Here is a 22,962-nt window from a genome sequence, read left to right as displayed (position 1 = left end):
CGCACCCGACCAGCGACTGAAACAAGAAAAAGCCAGTCACGAGGACTGGCTTTTTTTTGTTGAAGGAATATTGCGTTTGCTACGGACGTCGACGACCCGTAAACAGGCTGACCAGGAACAGAATAATACCCACGACGAAGACAATTTTTGCTGCCCATGCCGCTGTACCTGCCAGACCACCAAAGCCCAATGCGGCGGCAATTAACGCGATAACCAGAAATATAATGCCCCAACGAAACATAAGCTTCTCCTTTACCATAGTTAATGTCGGCCGCTAAATGTGAGCGCGCTCAGGTCACTCACCGGCGATTTTCCAGAGTCATTTTTATTTCGCCCGCTGACGTTAGCCAGACGGGCGAATGGTGCAGATTTACTTCGTTTTCAGATCGTTTTTAACGCTTTTAACACCATCGATCGCTTTCGCGATGGACTCGGCGCGCTCACTTTGCGCCTGAGAATCGACCGTACCGGAAAGCTGAACCACGCCATCGGTGGTTTCCACTTTCACTTTACGAGACGGCACGATGTCATCTGCTAAAAGTTTAGCTTTGATTTCGCTGGTGGTGGCTGCATCTCCGGCATACCCTTTCACCGACGCGTTTTTGCTGTCCCGAACGTGCAGTTTGTCGCTCACGGACGCTACACCTTCAACACCCTTCGCCACTTTTACCGCCTGTTCGGCCTGGGCCTGGCTTTCTACAAAACCACTCAGGGTGACAACTTTCTTGTCAGTTTTAACGGAAATATCGGTGCTCTTGATAGCTTCATCATCCACCAGTGCGGCTTTCACTTTTGCTGTGATTGAGCTGTCATCCATGAAATTACCGACTTTATTCATAGAGCTATCGATTTTTTGCCCTGCGGTATCGGCGGTGGACTGCGCTTTATCCATAGTGCTGGTTTCAGCCAGAGCAGAACCACTTACCAGGATGCTACCCAGTGTCACAGCCAGCAGAGTTTTAGAAATCTTCAGTCTTGTCATATTCATCGATGTATTCCTGTGTATACCCGTCATTCGGGCGACATACTTCCCTAATTGCTAGTTTTATATATTGCGAATGAACACACGGGCAAAATGGAGAACCCAAAGTCATGCATTGAACAGTTAATTCATCCACGCCCGGTGTTAAACACTGAGTTAAATATAGATCACTCTCACAGTGCCGCTTTCAGATTTGGGGAAAAAACGAGCAAAAGACGCGAAATAATGTTGAATTAAGAACATTCCGCAAGAGATTAATAAGACAGGAAATAAAGAAGAGCACGGCGATTGCCGTGCTCTGAGAGGGGATCAGTGTTCGCGCGTTTTGCGGAACTGGACATCAGGATAACGTTCCTGCGTCAGGTTAAGATTGACCATGGTTGGAGCGATATACGTCAGGTTATCACCACCATCCAGCGCCAGCTGCACTTCGTTCTTACGTTTAAATTCTTCGAATTTCTTCACGTCAGAACACTCTACCCAGCGCGCGGTCGCCACGTTAACCGATTCATAGATCGCTTCCACGTTGTACTCGCTCTTCAGACGCGCAACGACCACGTCGAACTGCAGCACACCGACAGCGCCTACGATCAGATCGTTGTTAGCGATTGGGCGGAACACCTGGACTGCGCCCTCTTCGGAAAGCTGAACCAGCCCTTTCAGCAGCTGTTTCTGCTTCAGCGGATCGCGCAGGCGAATACGACGGAACAGTTCCGGTGCGAAGTTCGGAATACCGGTGAACTTCATCATTTCACCCTGGGTGAAGGTATCGCCGATCTGAATCGTACCGTGGTTGTGCAGACCGATGATGTCGCCCGGATAGGCTTCTTCAACGTGCGAACGGTCGCCCGCCATAAAGGTCAGCGCATCGGAGATCACCACATCTTTACCGATACGTACCTGACGCAGCTTCATGCCCTTTTCATACTTACCGGACACCACGCGCATAAAGGCGACGCGGTCACGGTGTTTCGGGTCCATGTTGGCCTGAATTTTAAAGACGAAACCGGTGAACTTCTCTTCTTTCGCTTCCACTTCACGGGTGTCAGTTTTACGTGACATCGGTTGTGGCGCCCACTCCACCAGGCCGTCAAGCATATGGTCAACGCCGAAGTTACCCAGCGCGGTACCAAAGAAGACCGGGGTGATTTCACCGCTCAGGAACAGCTCTCTGTCGAATTCGTGAGATGCACCTTGAACCAGCTCCAGCTCGTCACGCAGCTGCGCGGCCAGCTCTTCACCCACAGCCGCATCCAGCTCCGGGTTATCCAGACCTTTTACGATACGGACTTCCTGAATGGTATGGCCTTTACCGGTCTGGTAAAGATAGGTTTCGTCTTTATAAAGGTGATAGACACCCTTGAACAGCTTGCCGCAGCCAATGGGCCAGGTGATAGGCGCACAGGCAATTTTCAGCTCGTTTTCCACTTCATCCATCAGCTCCATCGGGTCGCGGATGTCACGGTCGAGTTTGTTCATAAAGGTGAGGATCGGCGTATCGCGCAGACGGGTAACTTCCATCAGCTTACGGGTACGATCTTCTACCCCTTTCGCGGCGTCGATGACCATCAGACAGCAGTCCACCGCCGTCAGCGTACGGTAGGTATCTTCCGAGAAGTCTTCGTGCCCTGGGGTATCCAGCAGGTTGACCAGGCAATCATGATACGGGAACTGCATCACGGAGGTGGTAATGGAAATACCACGCTGCTTTTCCATCTCCATCCAGTCAGATTTTGCATGCTGGTTGGAACCACGGCCTTTTACAGTACCCGCAGTCTGAATCGCCTGTCCGAACAGCAACACCTTCTCGGTGATGGTCGTTTTACCGGCATCCGGGTGAGAGATAATGGCAAAAGTACGGCGCCTGGCCACCTCTTGCAGATAAGGAGACAACGTCATAATGAAATCTTCTATATAAGCGCGGCGTCAGGCCGCGCATCATGGGATACGAAAAATGCGGCTATTTTACCCATCAATGGGGGGCAGGCAATCATTGTTTACACAGGAGCTGCTCCAGTTCGTTCAATGACGTGACGGTCCAGGTCGGCTGGATACCTTCCGGCAACGTGCGACCGTGTGCATTCAGCCAGACGGTCGACAGGCCGGCGTTCATCCCGCCACGAATATCCGACTCCGCGGTGTCCCCGACCATCAGCACACGTTCACGATCGGGATTGCCCGCTTGTTCCAGCGCATAATCAAAAATACGCGGATCCGGCTTAGGTACGCCCACCTCTTCAGAGATCACCAGCGCGTCAAAATGATCGCGCAGGCCCGTACGCTCAAGGCGGATCTGCTGCAGGGCGGTAAACCCGTTGGTAATAATGCCCAGCTTCGCCTTGCCCTTCAGGGCGTCCAGCAGGGAAACCGCGCCCGGCAACGGCGCGCAGATATCCGCCATAGCATTAAGGAAGGCATCGTTAAGCGCACCCGGGCTGACGTTTAACCGCTCGGCCCAGACATCAAAGCGCTGGTGCTGCAGCTGTAACGCGGTGATGGCACCGTTCTGGTAATCCACCCACAGCGGTTTGTTTACCGCCTGATAGTCCTGAAAGTCTTCAGCGGTGAAGGTAACGCTATAATCGAGAAACATCCGCTGTAGGCCGCCAAACGAGTCAAACGTAAACAGCGTTTCGTCGGCATCAAAGAAAATCCAGTCCCATTTCATCGTTACAACCTTATTTTAGTTATCCAAGCGGCAGAGCCATTATGATGGCGTCTTCACGTCCCTCTGCGGTGGGGTAGTAGTTACGGCGGATAGTCGCCTCGTTAAAGCCTAAGCTTTCATAGAGTGCGATGGCGGCGACATTCGACGCGCGCACCTCCAGCCACAGGGTGAAAACGTCACGGGTTTCGAGCTCGCGAATGAGATGCTCAAGCAGTTCTCTTCCCAGCCCCCGGCGCTGATACGCGGGATCAACCGCGATATTAAACAGCGTCGCTTCGTCCAGAACGACCTGCGTGATGGCAAAAGCGGCCATCGCGCCGTCGACGTCCAGACGGTAATTCAGATACCGCTCGCCCTGATTGCTGGCGAGGGTTTTTTCGCTCCATGGAAAAGCATGGGCGCGCGTTTCAATCGCGTACGCCGCGGTCAGATCAGGCGTCGTGAGGGAAGAAATCGTGTTCATATTCGCAGATTTGTTGCCATAGCGCGCTGCGCGCTTTTGGGTTGGCTTTCAGTTCGTCCAGCGCTGGCGAGCAGATCTGGCTCCCTTCCAGGGAGACCTCATCGATGTCTCCCATACGCCAGCTGTTGCAGCGGCTGTCGGATGGCAGCATGGTGACCCTGTCTGGCGTAAGCTGTAAAACCTGTTCAGTGGTCAGCTTCAGGCTACGAAGGACATCACCAATAAGGGGTTCATTCAGGGCAGGCAGTTCCTCCGCCACCATCACCAGCCGGACGTGCGCAGGGATGGAGATGGCGATTTCGCCCTGCAACGCCGTCGGGCGACGCAAGGCCCACTGGGTGATGCCCAGTTGCTGCAACTGCCAGTCTCGTCGGGATGTCATAGGGAAAACTCCTGTCTCTCAGGCGCGCAAATATAGCAAATGTGTCGAAACTGCGCCATCTACCTACTATAATCCCCGCCTGAGTTAATTGAGGAACAATTCATGTCTGCATTTACCCCGGCAAGTGAAGTCTTGCTGCGTCACAGTGATGATTTCGAAGAAAGCCGTATTCTGTTTGCCGGAGATATGCAGGATGACCTGCCCGCACGTTTCGACTGTGCTGAAAGCCGTGCCCACACCCAATACTACCACCACTGGCAGGTACTGAGCCGCCAGATGGACGACCGCGCGCGCTTTAGCCTGGTCGCTGAACAGAGCGACATCGCCGACTGCGACACGCTCATCTACTACTGGCCGAAGAACAAGCCAGAAGCCCAGTTCCAGCTGATGAACCTGCTTTCTCTGCTGCCCGTTGGCTGCGATATTTTCGTGGTTGGTGAGAACCGCAGTGGCGTTCGTAGCGCAGAACAGATGCTGGAAGGCTATGCGCAGCTGAATAAAATCGACAGCGCCCGTCGCTGTGGCCTGTATCACGGCCGTCTGGAAAAACAGGCGACCTTTGATGCTGAGAAATTCTGGGATGAGTATCAGCTTGACGGTCTGACCATCAAAACTCTGCCAGGCGTCTTCAGCCGCGACGGTCTGGACGTGGGCAGCCAGCTGCTGCTCTCCACCCTGACGCCGCATACGAAAGGCAAAGTGCTGGACGTCGGCTGTGGCGCGGGTGTACTGGCGACCGTACTGGCGAGCCATTCGCCAAAAGTGCGCTTAACCCTGTGCGATGTGAGCGCCCCGGCGGTCGAAGCAAGCCGCGCAACGCTTGCTGCAAACGGCCTGGAAGGCGACGTGTTTGCCAGCAACGTCTTCTCTGACGTGAATGGCCGTTTCGACATGATCATCTCCAACCCACCGTTCCACGATGGTATGGAAACCAGCCTTGAAGCGGCGCAAACGCTGATCCGTGGTGCAGTACGTCATCTGAACAGCGGGGGTGAACTGCGTATCGTGGCTAACGCCTTCTTGCCGTACCCGAAAGTGCTGGATGAAACCTTTGGCTTCCATGAAGTCATCGCCCAGACGGGTCGCTTTAAGGTTTACCGCACCGTGATGACGCGTCAGGCTAAGAAGTAATCCCCTTATCTGGCAGACCGGATACGCGTAACCGCTATCCGGCAAAACCTGGCGCTACCATCGGCCATTTTTGCAGCAATCAAAACAGCGTGCGCATTTTTCTGTTGACGTAAAGCTGAAAACATCTAGAATGCGCCTCCGTGGTTACGATACTTTTACAGTGTCGATGGTATGCGAAGGTGGCGGAATTGGTAGACGCGCTAGCTTCAGGTGTTAGTGTCCTTACGGACGTGGGGGTTCAAGTCCCCCCCCTCGCACCATAAATCACGTTGATATTGCTCGCACTGGGCGAAGGTGGCGGAATTGGTAGACGCGCTAGCTTCAGGTGTTAGTGTTCTTACGGACGTGGGGGTTCAAGTCCCCCCCCTCGCACCAACGAGGCGATATCAAAAAAGTAAGATGACTGTGCGAAGGTGGCGGAATTGGTAGACGCGCTAGCTTCAGGTGTTAGTGTCCTTACGGACGTGGGGGTTCAAGTCCCCCCCCTCGCACCAATTATCTTGCATCCTTTCTGACGTTTTTCTCGCTTTCCGCTTATTTCAAACTCATTAGTATCACCAGAATTCCACTGACCAGTGCTACGCATGACGGCAGTAACACAAAGTGGCGTAGCTGTTTATGCCAGATCATCCCTGACGTCACTAACAGTCCTGACACAATGAGCGCTTTCCAGACATCAATGGAGAGATCGGCAAACATCAGACCGCCGAGAATCGCCCCCGGCAGTAACACTCCCCAACCACTTCCCAGCGCCCTGTTCAACATGGTTCGACCTTTCACATTGATAATGATAACCAATATCATATGATATCAATTATCATTTGTCAGCACGATTAATCAAAAACTCTCCCCCTTTACCTTTCCTGTAATGACAGGAAATGCCTAAGGTGATAAATTGCTCACCTGTTAACTAGACCTAAAGTTTTTCTGATAATTACTCTTTGAGTTTTTTGCATCTTTCATTGCGAAACAACACCTATTTACCTGTTTTAATTAAATATTAATAAAAACGCACTACTATGACATCACAATCCTGGCGGTCTTTGGTCCACAGTAAATATCAATTATCGTTACGTTTATTTTTATTTCTGAACGCGACCTCTGCTGTGTTCTCGGTAACAAACCCGCTCTATTCTATTCGCCTGTTATCAGTCCCCCTGATTTCTATTTTTGTTATCAGCACCGGGCTGCTCGTCTGGCACTGGAAAAAGAGAACCCGCAAGGTAAATATTCCTGCCGTTTCAGCGATCTTCGGTATTTTATGGGCGTGGCAGGTGGCCTCGAAATTTTCGTTAATTACCCACGATCAGGCGACCTATTTGATCATGGCATTATTAACGGTACTGTTTATTGGTACGCTGGCCTTCGCCAGTAATATCAAAGCATTTACGCTGCACTCCTTCCCCACCTTTATTGTCTGCCTGTGGTTAAGTAATCATGATATATGGCTAAGAATGACCTATTCTTTCGCACTTCCTGTGGTAGCAATTGCGATTCATAACATTTTGCAAAGACGTAACGATCGCTTCGCGCAGGAACTGCTCTCCCGTTTGCTGGAGGAGCGTGAGACCCTCACCGATCTGAGCATGATGGACCCGCTTACCGGCCTTTATAACCGTCGCGGACTGCAAAGCCGGCTGGAGAATCTTCCGGCAGTGGAGAACGGCGAGCACTTTGTCCTGCTGATGGATATCGACCACTTTAAGGCTTACAACGACCACTACGGCCATATGATGGGCGACCAGGCGCTGATCCGTGTCTCTGCTGCCATCCGTGATGCCGTGCGTTCACGCGATATTGTGGCGCGCTTCGGCGGGGAAGAATTTATGGTTCTGCTGACCAATATTTCTCTCGAGCATGCCCGCCAGACGGCAGAGCGGATCCGCCAGAAAGTCTACGATTTAAAAATCCCGCATATGTTCAATGAAAGCGTGGCGACAAACGTCACCATCAGCATTGGAATTGCCATTTTTGAGGATGAAGATGCCGAAGGCGCACTGGAGAAAGCGGACAAAGCCCTCTACGAAGCAAAGCATATGGGTCGCAATAACATCCTGCTGAGCGAAGAGCTTCAGACCGCGTAAGCGCGGCGTCATATAACGCGGACAAAAGTCTTGCCATCGGTATGAGCAATAGTTAGGATTGGCAATCATTATCATTTAGATTTGTATCTCTACTATGGCCACTCATACCGCACAAATCGTTGAACCCCTTCTCTGGAGAGCCCGCCTCCCCACCGGGAATGTTTCGCTTGCGGATGCCATCAGGGATAAGATCGCTAAAACCCGCGCCCACCTGCTGGACTTTATCAGGCTGGATGAAGCGCACCCGCACCACGCCATGACGCTGGAAGAGTGGCGACAGCCGTCGACACTGCAGTCGTTGCTGGCAACCTATTCCGACCATATCTATCGCAATCAACCGACCCTTACGCGGGAAAACAAACCCCTGCTCTCCCTCTGGGCGCAGTGGTATATCGGGCTGATGGTGCCCCCACTCATGCTGGCGCTGCTCACTCAAAAGGGCATGCTGGAACTCTCCCCGGAATATTTTCATGTCGAGTTCCACGAGACCGGCCGTGCGGCCTGTTTCTGGATTGATCTCCACGAAGACCAGAATGCGGAGCACCTCTCTGCTCAGGAACGTATGGAGCAGCTCATAACTCGCGCCCTGATCCCGGTAGTGGATGCGCTGGAAGAGACGGGGGAAATCAACGGGAAGCTTATCTGGAGCAATACCGGGTATTTAATCCACTGGTATTTGACGGAAATGAAACCTCTGCTCGGTGATGAGAAGGTCGAGGCCCTGCGCCAGTCCTGTTTCTTTGCAAAACAGCTTTCCGATGGTCGCGATAACCCGTTATTCCGCACCGTGGTCCTTCGTGACGGGCTTCTGGTTCGTCGCACCTGCTGCCAGCGTTATCGCCTGCCGGACGTTCAGCAGTGTGGAGATTGTACGCTCAAGTAAGGTCAGGTGTTGCCGGGCCGCATTAACGCTGACCCGGCGTCCGTTTCTCACGCTATCTGCTGATTTTCCTCTTCCGCATTACGTTGCGCTTCTTCCGCTTCCTGCTCCAGCAGTTGCTTCTCGTACACTTTAAAGAACGGGAAGTAGATGATGGCCGATACGCACGCCAGGACCACCACCAGAATGGCTGCACGGAAATCCCAGCCCAGCGCCCATGCGGCACCTACCGGTGCAGGTGCCGTCCACGGCACAACGGAGATCACGCGGCCAATCAAATCGAACTTCATCGCCGACCAGGCCAGCACGGCGTTAACCATGGGTGCCAGCAGGAACGGAATAAAGAACACCGGGTTCATGACAATCGGCGTACCGAAAATAACGGGTTCGTTGATGTTAAAGAGGCTTGGCACCACGCTCAGGCGGCCGATAGAACGCAGATGAGCGGAGCGGCTGCGCAGGTAGCAGAACACCAGCCCCATCGTGGCACCTGACCCCCCGATGACGATAAAGAACGTCCAGAATGCTTCCATAAAAATATGCGGCAGCGGCTGGCTGGCGGCCAGCGCGGTCTGGTTAGCGCCCAGGTTGGTCAGCCAGAACATCTGCAACATCCCGGAGACAATCGCGGCGCCGTGGATCCCGGCGAACCACAGCAAATGTCCAATCAATACCGCCAGCAGGATTGCCGGCAGGGAGTCTGCGGCGGAAACCAGCGGTTTGAAGACAGACATAATCGCCTGCGGGATCAGCATGCCAAACTCAGACTGAATCACCAGACTCAGCGGGTAAAGCGTCAACACCACCACCAGCACCGGGATCAACAGATCAAAGGAGTTTTTGATCATCGGCGGAACCTGGTCCGGCAGACGGATCCCGATGTTATGCGCTTTGAGAAAACGCATCATCTCAACGCAGTAGATAGCCACCAGAATCGCGGTAAAAATGCCAGTCCCGCCGAGGCTGTCGACCGGAAGCGTGCCTTTGGTTTTCGGCGCCGCGACCAGCAGAAACGCCATCAGCGACAGCATGGCGCACATAAACGGGTCTAACTGATGCGATTTGACATAGTGTTTGCCAAGGTTATAGGCAATGGCCGCGCAGATATACAGGGACATAACGCCCATGGTCATATCAAACGGCGTGAGGATCTGACCTTCAAATTGCTTCGCCATGTCCAGCCAGGCGCGCGCGAAACCCCAGGTGGTATCAGGCGAAAACGGTGGATACGCGAAGACGAGTAAAAATGAACCCACAATCATGAACGGCATCGCGGAGATAAAGCCATCACGAATAGCCATAACATGACGCTGGGAGGAGATCCGCCCGGCAATCGGGCTGACGTAATTTTCTACAAAACGAAATATCAGATTAAACGCAGCATGGTTGGCAGACATAGCAGATCTCCTTTCAGACGTTTATGACGGGCGCATACACGCCATACGTTGGTCCATACATCACCTTCACAACCTTGCCGGCGCGTTTACCAGCGGTACTGCTCAGACGGAATGGTTTCATATTTAGCTCTTATTATTGGATACAGGGGACGTTACATAGTCAGTATTAATCTCTCACTCACGGTCTGCAACCGGTTACTGTAACCGGTTTCTGTGAATGTGAAGGCGATCCAGAAATCGACCGTGTGGGATATTTGTTACTGAAGAGATATTTACAGAGCATAAATTCTTATGACAGATTACGCGGGATATTTGTCAGGAGGAAACAATGAGTTTGCAGTCTGTACAGCAGTTTTTTGCCGACAACGCTCCGGATATAGAGGTTATTGAACTTAGCCAGAGTACCGCAACCGTTGCGTTGGCTGCTGCCGCCCATCGTGTTGAGCCGGGACAAATCGCCAAGACGCTGTCGTTGAAGGTTAAAAATGACGTCATTCTGGTGGTCGCGAAAGGTGATGCGCGTCTGGATAATAAAAAACTGAAAGACACGTTTGGCGCAAAAGCACGCATGCTCAGTTGTGATGAAGTGGTGACCATCACGGGTCATCCTGTTGGCGGCGTGTGCCCGTTTGGGCTGGAAAATCCGCTCGCGGTTTATTGCGATATTTCACTGAAGCAGTATGCTGAAGTGCTGCCGGCCGCGGGTGCAATTCACAGTGCCGTGCGTATTTCACCAGACAGAATGGCAGAACTGACGTCCGCAAAATGGGTGGATGTTTGCATCTGAATGAGGCGCCAGAGCCTGTCTGGCGCACAGATATCAGCTTATAAAAATGTCGGCTGGCTTAATACTGATGTTCGCGGATCCCGGGCCGGGAGATGAGTCAGAATATCTGCCGCATCAAGCAGTCCCACGTCAGAATTGACCCCAAGCTTCACCATCGCATTAAACTTGTGCGCCCGGATGGTCTTAATATTGCGCTCAAGCTGCGCGGCGATTTCAGGAATAGAAAACCCGCAGGACATATACCGCAAAATCGCCCGCTCCGTTGGGCTTAACATCCTGTTTTGACTCTTGTACCAGTGGTTGAGCATATTGTCATTGATGTGCAGCGTTTCACTCAGCAACACCAGCAGTTCCTCCTGCAGGCGGTCGAGCGACACCGATTTACTGACGACACCGTGAAGGCGTGAAGGGGAAAGATGGCTGATTAACCGCGCTTCCATTTCATCTGCCGCCAGGATGATGCGCTGAATATGATTATGCGTAAACGCGAGATCCCGCAGGGATGCCAGGCAGTTTCGACGCTCTTCTCGCGCATCAGAAAGTGAATAGATCAGCGAGAAAAAAGAGACATGAGGAAGCGCCTTCTTAAAGCTGTCAAACTCACTGAACATGTGCAGTTGATAATGGCTGAGCGTGGGCAACGCAAACAGGTGCTCCAGCCCGACGGCACTCATCGCGCAATTTTCGATGACGGCAATATGTCTTGTTGAACCGGTTTTATCCATTCCTCGAACTCTCCATAGGCTGACATTAAACTCAGCTCTCTCAATCCCTGAGTACTGTTGATCCAGGCGTACAGATCGGCATTACTCCGTAATGACAACCGTCGCATCGCACTGTTTTTCTGTGCACTGATCGTTTTATTGCTCTTCTTGAGCAAAGTGGCAATTTGGTTAATCCCCCAGCCCTTGCCTAACAGACGCAATACCTTGCGTTCAGAGTGGGTGAGCGCAATGACGCGGTCGTCTTCATCATCGTTACAGGCAGGCTCGGGCGTTAATAACGTCTGGCTTATCCGCTCTGCCCGTTCACTGCCTGCACGGATGGCGTTAATTACGCCTTCTATCGGCTCCATATCAGAAAGCAACGTGCTTTCCGGACGCATCAGCAGCTCAACGGCAATAGGGTAAAGCGGCCGGGAGACTAAAAAAATCCAGTGAATATCCCGATATTGATTTAATAAACCGTAATATTCTTCGAGCGTGCCCCGGGGATTCCTGTATTCACCTGAAATATCAGCGATAATGACGTCTGCACGCCGTAACTGCAGCAGGGTTAATTCCTGCAGCGAACGGCAAAACGTTAAATCAAAATCGGCAAAATGGCGTGTCATCACGCCCCCCAACCCGTTTTGCATTACGGGTATTCTGCTAATGACGACGCCATGTTTACCATTCAATGACGACATAGACCCTCCGTGTCCATTTTCATATGATGAGTAACGTTAAAACGCATCAAGGTATAAGTGTATTCGTCCCTGAGTGTAAAACTGATTAATACAAGCAGAAGATGAGATGTGTGTTTCATTTAAGAAATGCCTAAAACAGCGGTAATATCTCACAAAGCACAGATAAATTTAATTATAAAGGCCTTAAAATAATTAAAATATAAACTTAGTAAAACTAAATATAAATATCTTATATTTCTCAATTAATAATTCATCATATTTATGACCCAAAACCGCATCCCGCCGCCAGACAGCCCGCAACTGTTTGCATAAATCTTGATCTGACCCACAGCTAGAGGCACTGCAGTTTGTGCTAAAAGTAAGCATGACGGGCCATCAGGCAAGCTATTCACCTTCTCTTCAGGACATGACATGCAGGCAGATCGATCAACGCAGCGTGCCATCACGCGGCTCTGTATTCAGTGCGGTCTTTTTCTGCTCCAGCACGGGGCGGAAAGCGCGCTGGTCGAGGAACTCTCCACCCGGTTGGGGCTGGCGCTGGGTATGGATAGCGTTGAGAGCGCCATTTCATCCAATGCTATCGTGTTGACCACCATAAAAGACGGTCAGTGCCTGACCTCCACCCGCAAAAACCACGACCGCGGCATCAATATGCACGTTGTAACCGAGGTCCAGCATATTGTCATTCTTGCTGAGCATAAGCTTCTCGACCTGCACGACATTGAAAAACGGTTCAACCAGATTAAGCCCTTACGTTATCCCCGCTGGCTGGTGGTGTTAATGGTCGGGCTGTCCTGCGCCTGTTTTTGTAAGCTCAACAAAGGCGGCTGGGACGGCGCGGTCATCACCTTTTTCGCCAGCAGCATCGCCATGTACGTGCGCCAGCTCCTGACGCACCGCCAACTCCACCCGCAAATTAATTTCTGCATTACCGCTTTTGTCGCCACCACGGTGTCTGGCCTGCTGCTTCGTCTGCCGCAGTTTGCCAACACGCCGACGATTGCCATGGCGGCCAGCGTGCTTCTGCTGGTGCCCGGCTTCCCGTTGATTAACGCCGTAGCCGATATGTTTAAGGGGCACATCAATACCGGTCTGGCACGCTGGGCGATTGCCAGCCTGCTGACGCTTGCAACCTGCATTGGTGTGGTAATGGCCATGACACTCTGGGGGTTACGCGGATGGGCGTGATCGATTTTCTTCTGACGCTGGCGCAGGATATGCTGCTGGCCGCGATCCCTGCCGTCGGTTTTGCGATGGTCTTTAACGTTCCGCAACGCGCGCTACCGTGGTGCGCGCTGTTGGGTGCTATTGGTCATGGCTCGCGAATGGTGATGATGACGGCGGGATTCAACATTGAATGGTCAACATTTATGGCCTCAATGCTGGTCGGTAGCATCGGCATTCAGTGGTCGCGCTGGTATCTGGCGCATCCCAAGGTGTTCACCGTCGCCGCCGTTATCCCGATGTTCCCCGGGATATCTGCCTATACGGCCATGATTTCCGCGGTGAAAATCAGCCATTTCGGCTACACCGAACCGCAAATGATCCTCCTTCTGAGCAACTTTCTTAAGGCTTCGTCCATTGTCGGTGCGCTCTCTATCGGACTGTCGATCCCCGGACTGTGGCTGTACCGCAAACGTCCACGGGTTTGAGATTTGTGTTATTACGCTGCCGTGAGGATAATCACTCCCATCCGTTTGGTGACGATAAGGAAAGGATGTGGCTAACCCAGGCAGCGAACTCCCCGAGCACAATGAAGAATCCAGCCTGAAAGAGAAAATCTTTCAGAGCGCTATCACGCTGTTTGCCGAATACGGGTTGAACGGTGCCCGCATGGAACAAATTGCGGAGAAAGCCGGCACCACCAAACGCATGGTTGTTTACCACTTCAAAAACAAAGAGAACCTGTATCTTCTCGTGCTGGAGTATGTTTACACCCAGATCCGCGCCAGTGAACAGGCGCTCAGCCTGGCGGGAATGCCCCCTGTCGAAGCGCTGGTTCATCTGGTTGAAGCCACCTTTGACTACCATGCCGACCACCCGGATTACATCCGTATTATCTGCATGGAAAACATGCAGCGTGGCCGTTTTATGCAGCAGTCCAGCGACCTCCGCCAGGTCAACCGCAGCGCGCTTGATCTGCTGGAAGCGATCCTCCGTCGCGGGAAAGAAAAGCAGTTGTTCAATCAGACGGTAGAAGCCCGCGATCTGCATCGTTTGATCAGCAGTTTCAGCTTCCACTACGTTGCCAACAGCTACACCTTCACCCTGCTGTTTGAAGAGGGTGCGGACGAACAGGCACAGCGCGAGCACTACCGTAAAATGGCCGTTCAGGTGGCGCTCCGCTATACCTGCCCATAAAATAGCTTGCAATTAAATCGTACACTATCTATATTCATCTCATGAACGCGAAAACGAACGACACGACCGCTGCGCTCCTGCTGGATAACCAGCTCTGCTTTGCTCTCTATTCAGCAAATCTGGCGCTGAACAAGCTGTACCGGCAACTGCTGGCACCGCTGAACCTGACTTACCCGCAATACCTGGTGATGCTGGTGCTGTGGGAGCAGGATGACATTACGGTGTCGGACATCGGTGAACGGTTGTTCCTTGACTCAGCCACGCTGACGCCGCTGTTGAAGCGTCTGGAAAGCGCGGGGCTGATAAACCGCCACCGCTCACGTAAAGACGAGCGTCAGGTCGCCATCACCCTGAGCGATGCGGGACGTCATCTCCAGCAGCAGGCTTCCGGGATCCCCCATGCAGTGGGATGCGCCACCCAGTGTGATACTGAGACCATGCTGTCACTTAAGCAGCAGCTGGAACGTTTGCGACAACAGATCCAACGCGCGTAAGGCTATACTTTACGCGTATTTATTTATCCATATATATCGCACGCTATTTAATAGCGCACATTAATGTAAGATGAGGAATCTGCCATGTCTTTAGAAAAAGTTGTCTACACTGCCAAAGCAAAAGCTACCGGAGGCCGTGATGGCCGTGCGACCTCTTCCGACGGCGTACTGGATGTTAAACTCGGCGTGCCAAAAGAGATGGGCGGCATGGGCGGTGACGTCACCAACCCTGAGCAGCTGTTTGCTGCCGGCTACTCTGCCTGCTTCCTGGGTGCCATGAAGTTTGTAGCCGCTCGCGACAAATTTACCCTGCCGAAAGAGGCCTTTATTGACGGCGAAGTGGGGATTGGGCCGCTGCCAACCGGTTTTGGTATCGAAGCAAAACTGAACATCCACGTTGAAGGTATGGATTCTGCAGAAGCCAAAAAACTGGTCGATGCAGCACACATTGTGTGTCCGTACTCTAACGCGACCCGCGGTAACATCGACGTAACGCTGAACATTATCGCCTGATAACTGCCTGATGGCGTTACGCTTATCAGGCCAGCCGTTGACGCCCCGGCAGGCATCGCGCCGCCGGGGAAAACCCCTCCTTCCCTTCCCGCTCTCTGTGCTACCATAAGCCCATATCACGCCCGTAGTTATCAGTAGAGTAAGCGTTATGTCCTCCAGAATTCTGACCACCAGCATTGCTGGTATTGATGCCTTTATGCGCGATCCCCGCGGTGTGCTGACCCACGCCGAAGGCGGCACGGTTGCGGTATTTGCTGACAACGCTCCGGCGTTTTATGCCATCACACCGGAACGTCTGGCACAGCTTCTGGAGATTGAAGCGCAGTTGTCCCGCCCGGCGAGCGACGTAACCCTCGATAACCAGTTCTTTGACGAGCCGGTTAACGTCCCCATGGCCGTTCCCATGGGAAAATTTGCCCTGTATGCGGGCTGGCAACCTGATGCGGATTTTCAACGGCAGGCGGCATTGTGGGGCATAGCGTTAACGCAACCGGCTACCCCCGAAGAGCTGGCCGCGTTTACCGCGTGGTGGCAGGCGGAAGGCAAAGTATTCACTCATATTCAGTGGCAACAGAAGCTCGCGCGTCATCTGCAAATTAATCGCGCCAGCAATAACGGCCAGCCAAAACGTGATATCAACGCGTTTTCCGAACCGGATAAACAGATCCCTAATGGATTCCGAGGTGCGAAATGAAGAACGTCGGCGACCTGATGAAACGTCTGCAAAAGATGATGCCAGCCAACGTGAAGCCCGCCTTCACGACGGGTGAAGAACTCCTGGCGTGGCAAAAGGAGCAGGGTAAGATCCGCGCCGCCGCGCTGGCCCGCGAAAACCGGGCGATGAAAATGCAGCGCACCTTTAACCGTTCCGGTATTCGCCCCCTGCACCAGAACTGCTCATTTGATAACTATAAAATTGAGACCAACGGGCAGATGAATGCACTCGCTGCCGCACGTCAGTACGTGGATGAATTCGACGGCAATATCGCCAGCTTCATTTTTAGCGGCAAGCCTGGCACGGGGAAAAACCACCTGGCGGCCGCTATCTGTAACGAGCTGCTGCTGCGCGGGAAATCGGTGCTGATCATCACCGTGGCCGATATCATGTCCGCCATGAAAGACACCTTCAGCAACCGCGAAACCAGCGAAGAGCAACTGCTTAACGACCTGAGTAATGTCGATTTACTGGTTATTGATGAGATTGGCGTCCAGACCGAATCCCGCTATGAAAAAGTGATCATTAACCAGATTGTCGATCGCCGCTCTTCCTCCAAACGCCCCACCGGCATGCTGACTAACCATAACATCGACGAAATGACCCGCTTGCTGGGCGAACGCGTCATGGATCGCATGAAGCTCGGGAACAGTCTGTATGTCATCTTCGACTGGGAAAGTTACCGCAGCCGTGTCACCGGTAAAGAGTATTAAGATATTTCCAGGAAAGACCGGTGGCCCGGAGGTATATACTGACTCCACTTTCGCCCCAAAACGGACCTTTTTTGAGTAAGCCATTATGAAAAAACAGTTTCTTTTCAGCACCGTATTAGGCGCCCTGCTGGTTACCGGCGCGGCACAGGCCGCATCCTGGCAGGATTCGCTGTCCAGCGCAGCGAGCGAACTGACCAAAGAGAACAGCAGCACCCAGGGCGGGCTGTCAGCCTCTTCCCTTACCGGCCTGCTGGGTAACAGCACTCAGAGCCTGAGTGCAGGCACAATGAACAACGCCGCGGGGATTCTGGAATATTGCGCGAAGCAAAAACTGGCCTCCGTGACCGACGCGCAAAACGTGAAAAATCAGGTGCTGGGCAAACTCGGTCTGGATACACAGGAGCAGAAACAGGACACCAACTATATGGATGGTATTCAGGGCCTGCTGAATGCGCAAAACGGTCAACAGCTCAACCTGAGCACCATCGGCAACTCCTCGCTGGCGAAACAGGTGAAAACCAAAGCCTGCGATCTGGTGCTGAAACAAGGCGTTAATTTCATCTCCTGATCCCCGCCTGTATTGCCATTACACGCCGCGTTTAAGACGTTACTCTTTTAACGCGGCGTTAAAGCCGTCTTTTTCCTGCCTGCCACCGTCTGAGCGTCCATATGTCAGGATGCGACCCCCTTCAAAAAAACGATTTTCTAAACCAAATCCTAACAACAGCACACTTTCGTGACACTAAAATTGCAGCTACACGACAACGCAATTACATTGTATAACCCAAAAAATAATCAGTTAGCCAGCTAAGCGCCTGGCGTCATGAGGATAGACTGTTGTCAGAGTTAATGTCCCTTGTCCTTTTTCTGGCCTCTGTCGGCGTTTACGCCTGCAAAGCGGGCCGTAACACCTGGTGGTTTATCGCCACGCTGGTGGTGCTCGGCATTTTTATTATTTTAAACATTACCTTATACGCCAGCGATTACTTTACCGGTGACGGCATTAACGATGCGGTGCTCTACACGCTGACGAATAGCCTGACGGGCGCGGGCGTAGGTAAATACATTCTTCCCGGGCTTGGCCTGATTGCGGCGCTGGTGATTATTTTTGGCGCCCTGGCCTGGGTGCTGCGCCGCCGTCGACATCTTCCGCATCATGGCGGCTACAGCCTGCTGGCACTCTGTCTGGCGCTGGCGTCCGTGGATGCCAGCCCGGCATTTCATCAGATAACCGAGCTGGTAAAGTCACAGTCGCGCGACGGCGACCCGGATTTCATGGCCTGGTATAAAGAGCCGTCCAAAAAAATAGCCAACCCGAAGCTTAACCTGGTGTATATCTACGGCGAGAGTCTGGAACGCACCTGGTTTGATAACAATGCCTTCCCGAACCTGACGCCGGAGCTGGGCGCGCTAAAAAACGAAAGCCTTGATTTCAGCCATACCGCGCAGCTGCCCGGTACGGATTACACCATCGCCGGGATGGTTGCCTCGCAGTGCGGTATCCCGCTCTTCGCCCCCTTTGAGGGTAATGCCTCGGCCTCAATGTCGAGCTTCTTCCCGCAGAACGTTTGCCTCGGCGATATCCTGAAAAACTCCGGCTACGAAAACTACTTCGTACAGGGGGCTAACCTGCGCTTTGCCGGAAAAGATGTGTTCCTGAAATCCCACGGTTTTGACCATCTGTATGGCTCAGAAGAGTTAAAAACGACCGTTGCCGATCCGCATTACCGCAACGACTGGGGCTTTTACGATGACACGGTACTGGACGAAACCTGGAAAAAGTTCGAGGAACTGTCCCGCGCCGGCAAGCGCTTCTCCCTCTTTGCCCTGACGGTAGATACCCACCATCCGGACGGGTTTGTCTCGCGCACCTGTAAGCGAAAACGCTATGAGATTGACGGCAAAAACAACACGTCGTTCAGCGCGGTAACCTGCAGCCAGGAGCATATCGCCGCTCTGGTCGAGAAAATCAAAGCCTCGCCGTATTTTAAAAACACGGTCATCGTCGTCTCATCTGACCATCTGGCGATGAAAAACAGCGCCTGGGATCAGCTCAGCAAACAGGATCGCAGCAATCTGTTCTTCATTCTGCGCGGCGACCAGCCGCAACAGGATGTGATCGCCACCAAACGCAACTCCATGGATAACGGCGCAACCGTGCTGGACATTCTGGGCGGGGATAACTTTATTGGCCTTGGCCGCAGTACGCTCTCGGGGCAGTCACTGTCGGAAGTGTTCCTCAACATGAAGGAGAAAATCCTCGCGTGGAAGCCGGACATCATCCGCCTGTGGAACTTCCCGAAAGAGATGAAAGACTTCACCATCGATCAGGATAAAAACACCATCGCCTTCTCCGGCAGCCATTTCCGTCTGCCGCTGCTGCTGCGCGTGTCGGATACGCGCGTCGAACCGCTGCCGGAAAGCGAATACTCTGCGCCGCTGCGTTTCCAGCTGGCCGACTTCGCCCCTCGCGATAATTTTGTCTGGGTCGACAGGTGCTACAAAATGGGCCAGCTCTGGTCCCAGCCACTGGCTCTCTCAACCGACTGGTGCGTTTCTCAGGGACAGCTTGGCGGGGAGCAAACCGTGCAGCATGTCGATAAAGCGCAATGGAAAGGCAAAACCGCATTCAACGATACGGTCATCGATACCGCGCGCTATCAGCGAAATGTCGACATGCTGAAGATCGTGGATAACGATATTCGCTATAAAGCAGACAGCTTTATCTTCAACGTGGCCGGGGCACCGGAAGAGGTCAAACAGTTCAGCGGCATCTCGCGTCCGGAATCCTGGGGGCGCTGGTCTAATGCGCAGCTGGGCAGTGAAGTGAAGATTGAGTACGCGCATCCTCTGCCGGAAAAATTCGACCTGGTGATCACCGCCCGGGCCTATGGTCCAAACGCGAACCGTCCCATCCCGGTGCGTGTGGGCGATAAAGAGCAAACGCTGACGTTGGGAAATGACGTCACCACCACCACGCTGCATTTTGATAATCCTTCCCGCAGCAATACGCTGGTGATTGTTCCGCCGGACCCGCAGCCGACGAATGAGGGAAATATTCTTGGCCATTCACCGCGCGAGCTCGGCATCGGGATGGTAGAGATTAAAATTGTCAGTAAAGAGAGCTGATCCCTTCTGCGCCCGGCGTTCTGTCGGGCGCTTTATGTAAATATATAATCCTATAAAACCATTAAAAATAAGACATAAACACCATATATCTCTCATTTCTATTTATAAATTCACCAGAAAGAAATCATATCTCAGAATGTGTAACTCCTTACACCCTGAGAGAGTTACCCACTTTTTATCATGCTAACCGGCCATACGTTCGAATCCACCCTGGCACAGCGCAGCGGAGTACGACCAGCGCTACCAGGGGAACAAACCCTGATGCCGCAGACACTGAATGCCGACTATAAGGTCATCGTTTTAAGCGGCAATGCCTTCTTGTGGCTGGGCCTGAAGACGTTCATCTCGCAGAGTGTGGACCCCTGCCCTGAAATTTTCTGGATTAACGACGTGAGCCCTGAGGGGATCCTGCCCCTGCGGCAACTGATGTTGAATATCCGCGTCAAAAAAGGGTGGCTGGTATTCACCGATGCGTCCCGCGTCAACGATATTAAAATCATTCTGGGGGGTGAGCGTGTCCACGTGGTGGCGGGAAACCTGTCACTCGCGCAGCTCAGCCGCTGTTTTCAGAACACGCCGTTCGCAAGCGTAAAAAACGCCACGCTCACCTGCCAGGAGCTTCGGGTTTGCATGCTGTTCCGCAACGGGTTCAGCCCGGTTCGCATCGCGCAGATCCTGAATAAATCCCCGAAAACGATCTACACCCACAAGCGTAACGCGATGAACAAATTTCACTGCCAGAACCTGGCGGAATTCCATCGCAAACTCTTCCTGCTCGACTACCCGGCATCGTGTTTGTAACTGCACGGCTAATCACGTCGGGAAATAAGATCATGCGGCGTCATCTTCCCTGTCTCATTCTCTGGCTGTTGATGCTGGCGCTGCTGTCTCGCTATGCCCTTCCCGCCACGTTGGGATGACGTGGTAATCCGACTGCACGAGTAAATTGCCTTAAATCTTGTCTGGATCAATGTTATCGGTAACAATGACGCTAAAATAGCCAGCGTGTTATGTCCGACAAGGCACAGCCTTATCTTCTTTTTTGTTATTTTTTCTGTATTACAATAACTTATGAAATACCTGCTTGCTGACGCCATCGTCTATAACGACGAAGACGGTTCTGTTTCTCTTATCAATGCACCCGATCTGGACAGACAAATCCTCACCTGTACCGCCAACGCCATCATGAAGCTGCTGGTTCAGCATCACGGCAACGTCGTCGAACGTGACACCTTTCTGAGTGATGTCTGGGATCAACGTGGGCTCCAGGGGTCCAACAATTCGTTAAATCAATACATCAGTATTGTGCGCAAAATGCTGTCGAGCCTGCTGCCCGACACCCTGTTTATCGTCACCGTGCCGAAAACGGGCTTTATGCTCAGTGCTGATATCGCGGTAACGCCCCTGGAGGACGATTTTCCCGTCGTGGAGTCGGTCCCGGCCTCACGACGCATTCAGCCAGAATGGCTATTCTGCGGTGTACTCACGCTGATGGTCGTGGCGCTGTGCATCGGCGCCTGTTTGACGAAACAGGCGCACCAGTACAGTGACACTCATCTGCTCACCCACATTGGCACCTGTCCGGTCTACACCTTCTCCCCGCTGGCAGATGTGTTTCACACTAAGGCCATGGCGCTGGCGCAGACGCTTCAGCGCGAAGGTAATCTGCCCTGCCTGAAAAACTCTATTTTCTATATGCACATCCAGAGAACACTTTTCTATGGCCACGAAGGGCGGCTGGTCCTTTCCCAGTGTTCTCTCACGGACGGTAAAGCCAGCGCCTGCCGAACGCTTTACTTTTACGAGTGGTGATATGAAACAAAAAAAAGTGTGGCTTATTCTGGTGCTCAATCTGTTGCTGATTGGCGTGACGCTGGCGTGGTACGTCTACACGCCTCCGCTGTCCGGAACCTGTGCAGGAAACCTGACATTTTCAGCCCGACATGACGATCATGATTTCTCCTTTGAAGGGGAGGTTACGCTGCGCTTTCAGCCCGACAACACAGGGTACCTTACGCTTAACGGCGACGTGGTTAACGAGCCACATCACTGGGATGTTTCCCGCCAGGAGATGTTTACGTGGCGGCACGTTGAGGGCTCACTCTATGAAATATTCATACAAAGCGTGGCGCGCTTTAGCCATGACACCCTGCCACCGGGGGTCTTTGAAAAGTACGTCGCCGGCCTGACGCCGGGGAACAAAAGACTCCTGAAGATTGAACGCACGCCGGAAGACGCGCTGGTGATCAGCAATTTCTATGCGCCGGTCCTGATTTGTTCAGAATAGGCGCGGCTGGTCGGGGTATACTTTCCGCCATGAACATTCTCTTACGACCGACGACGCCCAAAGATGTTGCAGCCCTGCCCGCCATCGAGCGCGCGGCAGGCGAGCGTTTTCGGGACGTCCCCGAACTGGCCTGGCTTGCAGACGGCGACGTCATTTGCGCGGAACAACATCTTGATTACGCGAAACGCGGGTTAAGCTGGCTGGCGCTGGCAAACGACCTACCCGTCGGGTTTATCCTTGCAGAAGCCCATCCGTCATCGCTGTTTATTGTCGAACTCTCGGTTCATCGGGAGTGGCAGGGAAGAGGAATAGGTCGGCGACTTATCGCCTGCGTCGCAGACCATGCCCGCACGCTGGGGCTGACATCGCTGACGCTGACCACCTTTTGCGAGGTGCCGTGGAATGCGCCGTTTTATGCGCGACTCGGGTTTGAAACGGTGACGATGCTAACGCCTGAACTGCGTCAGAAAAGAGAGGAAGAAGCGGCGCACGGTTTCGCGTATGACTCCCGCTGTGCCATGCGCCTGCCTCTGTGATATCGGCCTGCAAAACCCCCATTACAGGCCGG

At 52.9% G+C, this 22,962-nt stretch carries 27 protein-coding genes and 3 tRNA genes; 20 read left to right on the top strand and 10 right to left on the bottom strand.

Annotated elements, in window-relative coordinates:
- Nucleotides 1-79: 79 nt before the first annotated feature.
- From HV340_RS02940 to HV340_RS02915, 6 genes are all read right to left on the bottom strand, one after another.
- Nucleotides 80-241: a DUF1328 domain-containing protein gene (locus tag HV340_RS02940; protein WP_003856556.1), complete on the bottom strand. Its 162-nt coding sequence runs from the start codon at nt 239-241 to the stop codon at nt 80-82.
- A 129-nt stretch (nt 242-370) separates the two neighbouring features.
- On the bottom strand, nt 371-988 hold the full coding sequence (gene osmY / locus HV340_RS02935; RefSeq protein ID WP_020885287.1) for a molecular chaperone OsmY: 618 nt from the start codon (nt 986-988) through the stop codon (nt 371-373).
- A 303-nt stretch (nt 989-1,291) separates the two neighbouring features.
- A complete protein-coding gene (gene prfC, locus HV340_RS02930) occupies nt 1,292-2,881 on the bottom strand; it encodes a peptide chain release factor 3 (protein ID WP_014168520.1) in 1,590 nt (529 codons plus the stop codon).
- A gap of 91 nt (nt 2,882-2,972) precedes the next feature.
- Nucleotides 2,973-3,650 carry a pyrimidine 5'-nucleotidase gene (gene yjjG, locus HV340_RS02925; RefSeq protein WP_014168519.1) on the bottom strand — a complete coding sequence of 226 codons (678 nt, stop codon included), beginning with the start codon at nt 3,648-3,650 and terminating at the stop codon, nt 2,973-2,975.
- Between the two features lie 19 nt (nt 3,651-3,669).
- Nucleotides 3,670-4,113, bottom strand: coding sequence for a ribosomal protein S18-alanine N-acetyltransferase (rimI, locus tag HV340_RS02920; RefSeq protein ID WP_025205607.1), 444 nt, complete (start codon nt 4,111-4,113; stop codon nt 3,670-3,672).
- Entirely contained in the window at nt 4,082-4,495 is a 414-nt protein-coding gene (locus HV340_RS02915) for a DNA polymerase III subunit psi (protein ID WP_014168517.1), read from the bottom strand. The genes rimI and HV340_RS02915 overlap by 32 nt, the downstream gene beginning before the upstream one ends.
- 102 nt (nt 4,496-4,597) lie before the next feature.
- On the opposite strand from HV340_RS02915, the gene rsmC reads away from it, so the two are divergent.
- The 4 genes from rsmC (at nt 4,598) to HV340_RS02895 (ending at nt 6,120) form a co-directional block, all read left to right on the top strand.
- Nucleotides 4,598-5,626: a 16S rRNA (guanine(1207)-N(2))-methyltransferase RsmC gene (gene rsmC, locus HV340_RS02910; RefSeq protein WP_014168516.1), complete on the top strand. Its 1,029-nt coding sequence runs from the start codon at nt 4,598-4,600 to the stop codon at nt 5,624-5,626.
- A 173-nt stretch (nt 5,627-5,799) separates the two neighbouring features.
- Nucleotides 5,800-5,886, top strand: a tRNA-Leu gene (locus HV340_RS02905).
- Between the two features lie 28 nt (nt 5,887-5,914).
- Nucleotides 5,915-6,001 (top strand) — tRNA-Leu (locus tag HV340_RS02900).
- Between the two features lie 32 nt (nt 6,002-6,033).
- Nucleotides 6,034-6,120: transfer RNA gene (locus tag HV340_RS02895), tRNA-Leu, on the top strand.
- 40 nt (nt 6,121-6,160) lie between these two features.
- Here the strand turns inward: HV340_RS02895 and HV340_RS02890 are convergent.
- On the bottom strand, nt 6,161-6,430 hold the full coding sequence (locus HV340_RS02890; RefSeq protein ID WP_059306528.1) for a DUF1435 domain-containing protein: 270 nt from the start codon (nt 6,428-6,430) through the stop codon (nt 6,161-6,163).
- Between the two features lie 215 nt (nt 6,431-6,645).
- Between HV340_RS02890 and HV340_RS02885 the strand changes: the two genes are divergently transcribed.
- Nucleotides 6,646-7,710 (top strand): GGDEF domain-containing protein, encoded by a 1,065-nt coding sequence (locus tag HV340_RS02885; protein WP_025205608.1) that lies wholly within the window; start codon nt 6,646-6,648, stop codon nt 7,708-7,710.
- Nucleotides 7,711-7,804: 94 nt separating this feature from the next.
- Nucleotides 7,805-8,593: a siderophore-iron reductase FhuF gene (fhuF, locus tag HV340_RS02880; protein ID WP_020885292.1), complete on the top strand. Its 789-nt coding sequence runs from the start codon at nt 7,805-7,807 to the stop codon at nt 8,591-8,593.
- A 47-nt stretch (nt 8,594-8,640) separates the two neighbouring features.
- Here the strand turns inward: fhuF and HV340_RS02875 are convergent, their stop codons facing one another.
- Nucleotides 8,641-9,987 (bottom strand): PTS cellobiose transporter subunit IIC, encoded by a 1,347-nt coding sequence (locus tag HV340_RS02875; RefSeq protein ID WP_014168512.1) that lies wholly within the window; start codon nt 9,985-9,987, stop codon nt 8,641-8,643.
- Nucleotides 9,988-10,315: 328 nt separating this feature from the next.
- Here HV340_RS02875 and HV340_RS02870 point away from each other — a divergent pair, with 328 nt between their 5' ends.
- Complete coding sequence (locus HV340_RS02870; RefSeq protein WP_014168511.1) at nt 10,316-10,774, top strand: YbaK/EbsC family protein; 459 nt, start codon at nt 10,316-10,318, stop codon at nt 10,772-10,774.
- A 38-nt stretch (nt 10,775-10,812) separates the two neighbouring features.
- Here HV340_RS02870 and bglJ read toward each other — a convergent pair whose 3' ends face one another.
- Nucleotides 10,813-11,448: a DNA-binding transcriptional activator BglJ gene (gene bglJ, locus HV340_RS02865; protein WP_032681707.1), complete on the bottom strand. Its 636-nt coding sequence runs from the start codon at nt 11,446-11,448 to the stop codon at nt 10,813-10,815.
- Nucleotides 11,445-12,182, bottom strand: coding sequence for a LuxR C-terminal-related transcriptional regulator (locus HV340_RS02860; RefSeq protein WP_014168509.1), 738 nt, complete (start codon nt 12,180-12,182; stop codon nt 11,445-11,447). The genes bglJ and HV340_RS02860 overlap by 4 nt, the downstream gene beginning before the upstream one ends.
- 411 nt (nt 12,183-12,593) lie before the next feature.
- Here HV340_RS02860 and HV340_RS02855 point away from each other — a divergent pair, with 411 nt between their 5' ends.
- From HV340_RS02855 to HV340_RS02795, 13 genes are all read left to right on the top strand, one after another.
- Nucleotides 12,594-13,370: a threonine/serine exporter ThrE family protein gene (locus tag HV340_RS02855; protein ID WP_014168508.1), complete on the top strand. Its 777-nt coding sequence runs from the start codon at nt 12,594-12,596 to the stop codon at nt 13,368-13,370.
- Nucleotides 13,361-13,834: a threonine/serine exporter gene (locus HV340_RS02850; protein ID WP_059306530.1), complete on the top strand. Its 474-nt coding sequence runs from the start codon at nt 13,361-13,363 to the stop codon at nt 13,832-13,834. Before HV340_RS02855 ends, HV340_RS02850 begins: the two co-directional genes overlap by 10 nt.
- A gap of 67 nt (nt 13,835-13,901) precedes the next feature.
- Nucleotides 13,902-14,543 carry a TetR family transcriptional regulator gene (locus HV340_RS02845; protein WP_059306531.1) on the top strand — a complete coding sequence of 214 codons (642 nt, stop codon included), beginning with the start codon at nt 13,902-13,904 and terminating at the stop codon, nt 14,541-14,543.
- A gap of 41 nt (nt 14,544-14,584) precedes the next feature.
- Nucleotides 14,585-15,037, top strand: a complete 453-nt coding sequence (locus HV340_RS02840; protein WP_059306532.1) for a MarR family transcriptional regulator — start codon at nt 14,585-14,587, stop codon at nt 15,035-15,037.
- Between the two features lie 84 nt (nt 15,038-15,121).
- Nucleotides 15,122-15,550 (top strand): organic hydroperoxide resistance protein, encoded by a 429-nt coding sequence (locus tag HV340_RS02835; RefSeq protein ID WP_059306533.1) that lies wholly within the window; start codon nt 15,122-15,124, stop codon nt 15,548-15,550.
- Nucleotides 15,551-15,698: 148 nt separating this feature from the next.
- Nucleotides 15,699-16,244 carry a primosomal protein DnaT gene (gene dnaT / locus HV340_RS02830; protein ID WP_025205613.1) on the top strand — a complete coding sequence of 182 codons (546 nt, stop codon included), beginning with the start codon at nt 15,699-15,701 and terminating at the stop codon, nt 16,242-16,244.
- On the top strand, nt 16,241-16,978 hold the full coding sequence (gene dnaC / locus HV340_RS02825; protein ID WP_014168503.1) for a DNA replication protein DnaC: 738 nt from the start codon (nt 16,241-16,243) through the stop codon (nt 16,976-16,978). Before dnaT ends, dnaC begins: the two co-directional genes overlap by 4 nt.
- An 85-nt stretch (nt 16,979-17,063) precedes the next feature.
- Nucleotides 17,064-17,546: a DUF2501 domain-containing protein gene (locus HV340_RS02820; RefSeq protein WP_059306534.1), complete on the top strand. Its 483-nt coding sequence runs from the start codon at nt 17,064-17,066 to the stop codon at nt 17,544-17,546.
- A 269-nt stretch (nt 17,547-17,815) separates the two neighbouring features.
- Nucleotides 17,816-20,107, top strand: coding sequence for a phosphatidylglycerol--membrane-oligosaccharide glycerophosphotransferase (gene opgB, locus HV340_RS02815; RefSeq protein WP_014168500.1), 2,292 nt, complete (start codon nt 17,816-17,818; stop codon nt 20,105-20,107).
- Nucleotides 20,108-20,368: 261 nt separating this feature from the next.
- Entirely contained in the window at nt 20,369-20,908 is a 540-nt protein-coding gene (locus tag HV340_RS02810) for a helix-turn-helix transcriptional regulator (protein WP_040018564.1), read from the top strand.
- 270 nt (nt 20,909-21,178) lie between these two features.
- Entirely contained in the window at nt 21,179-21,919 is a 741-nt protein-coding gene (locus HV340_RS02805; protein ID WP_014168498.1) for a winged helix-turn-helix domain-containing protein, read from the top strand.
- A gap of 1 nt (nt 21,920) precedes the next feature.
- Nucleotides 21,921-22,394, top strand: coding sequence for a hypothetical protein (locus HV340_RS02800; protein WP_068795238.1), 474 nt, complete (start codon nt 21,921-21,923; stop codon nt 22,392-22,394).
- A gap of 29 nt (nt 22,395-22,423) precedes the next feature.
- Complete coding sequence (locus HV340_RS02795; RefSeq protein WP_181216284.1) at nt 22,424-22,930, top strand: GNAT family N-acetyltransferase; 507 nt, start codon at nt 22,424-22,426, stop codon at nt 22,928-22,930.
- The last annotated feature ends 32 nt before the right edge of the window (nt 22,931-22,962 follow it).

Source organism: Enterobacter sp. RHBSTW-00975, from assembly GCF_013615235.1.
Classification (GTDB): domain Bacteria; phylum Pseudomonadota; class Gammaproteobacteria; order Enterobacterales; family Enterobacteriaceae; genus Enterobacter; species Enterobacter ludwigii.
The sequence above is the reverse complement of the archived record's forward strand: the minus strand, read 5'-3'. Positions and strand labels throughout refer to the sequence as shown.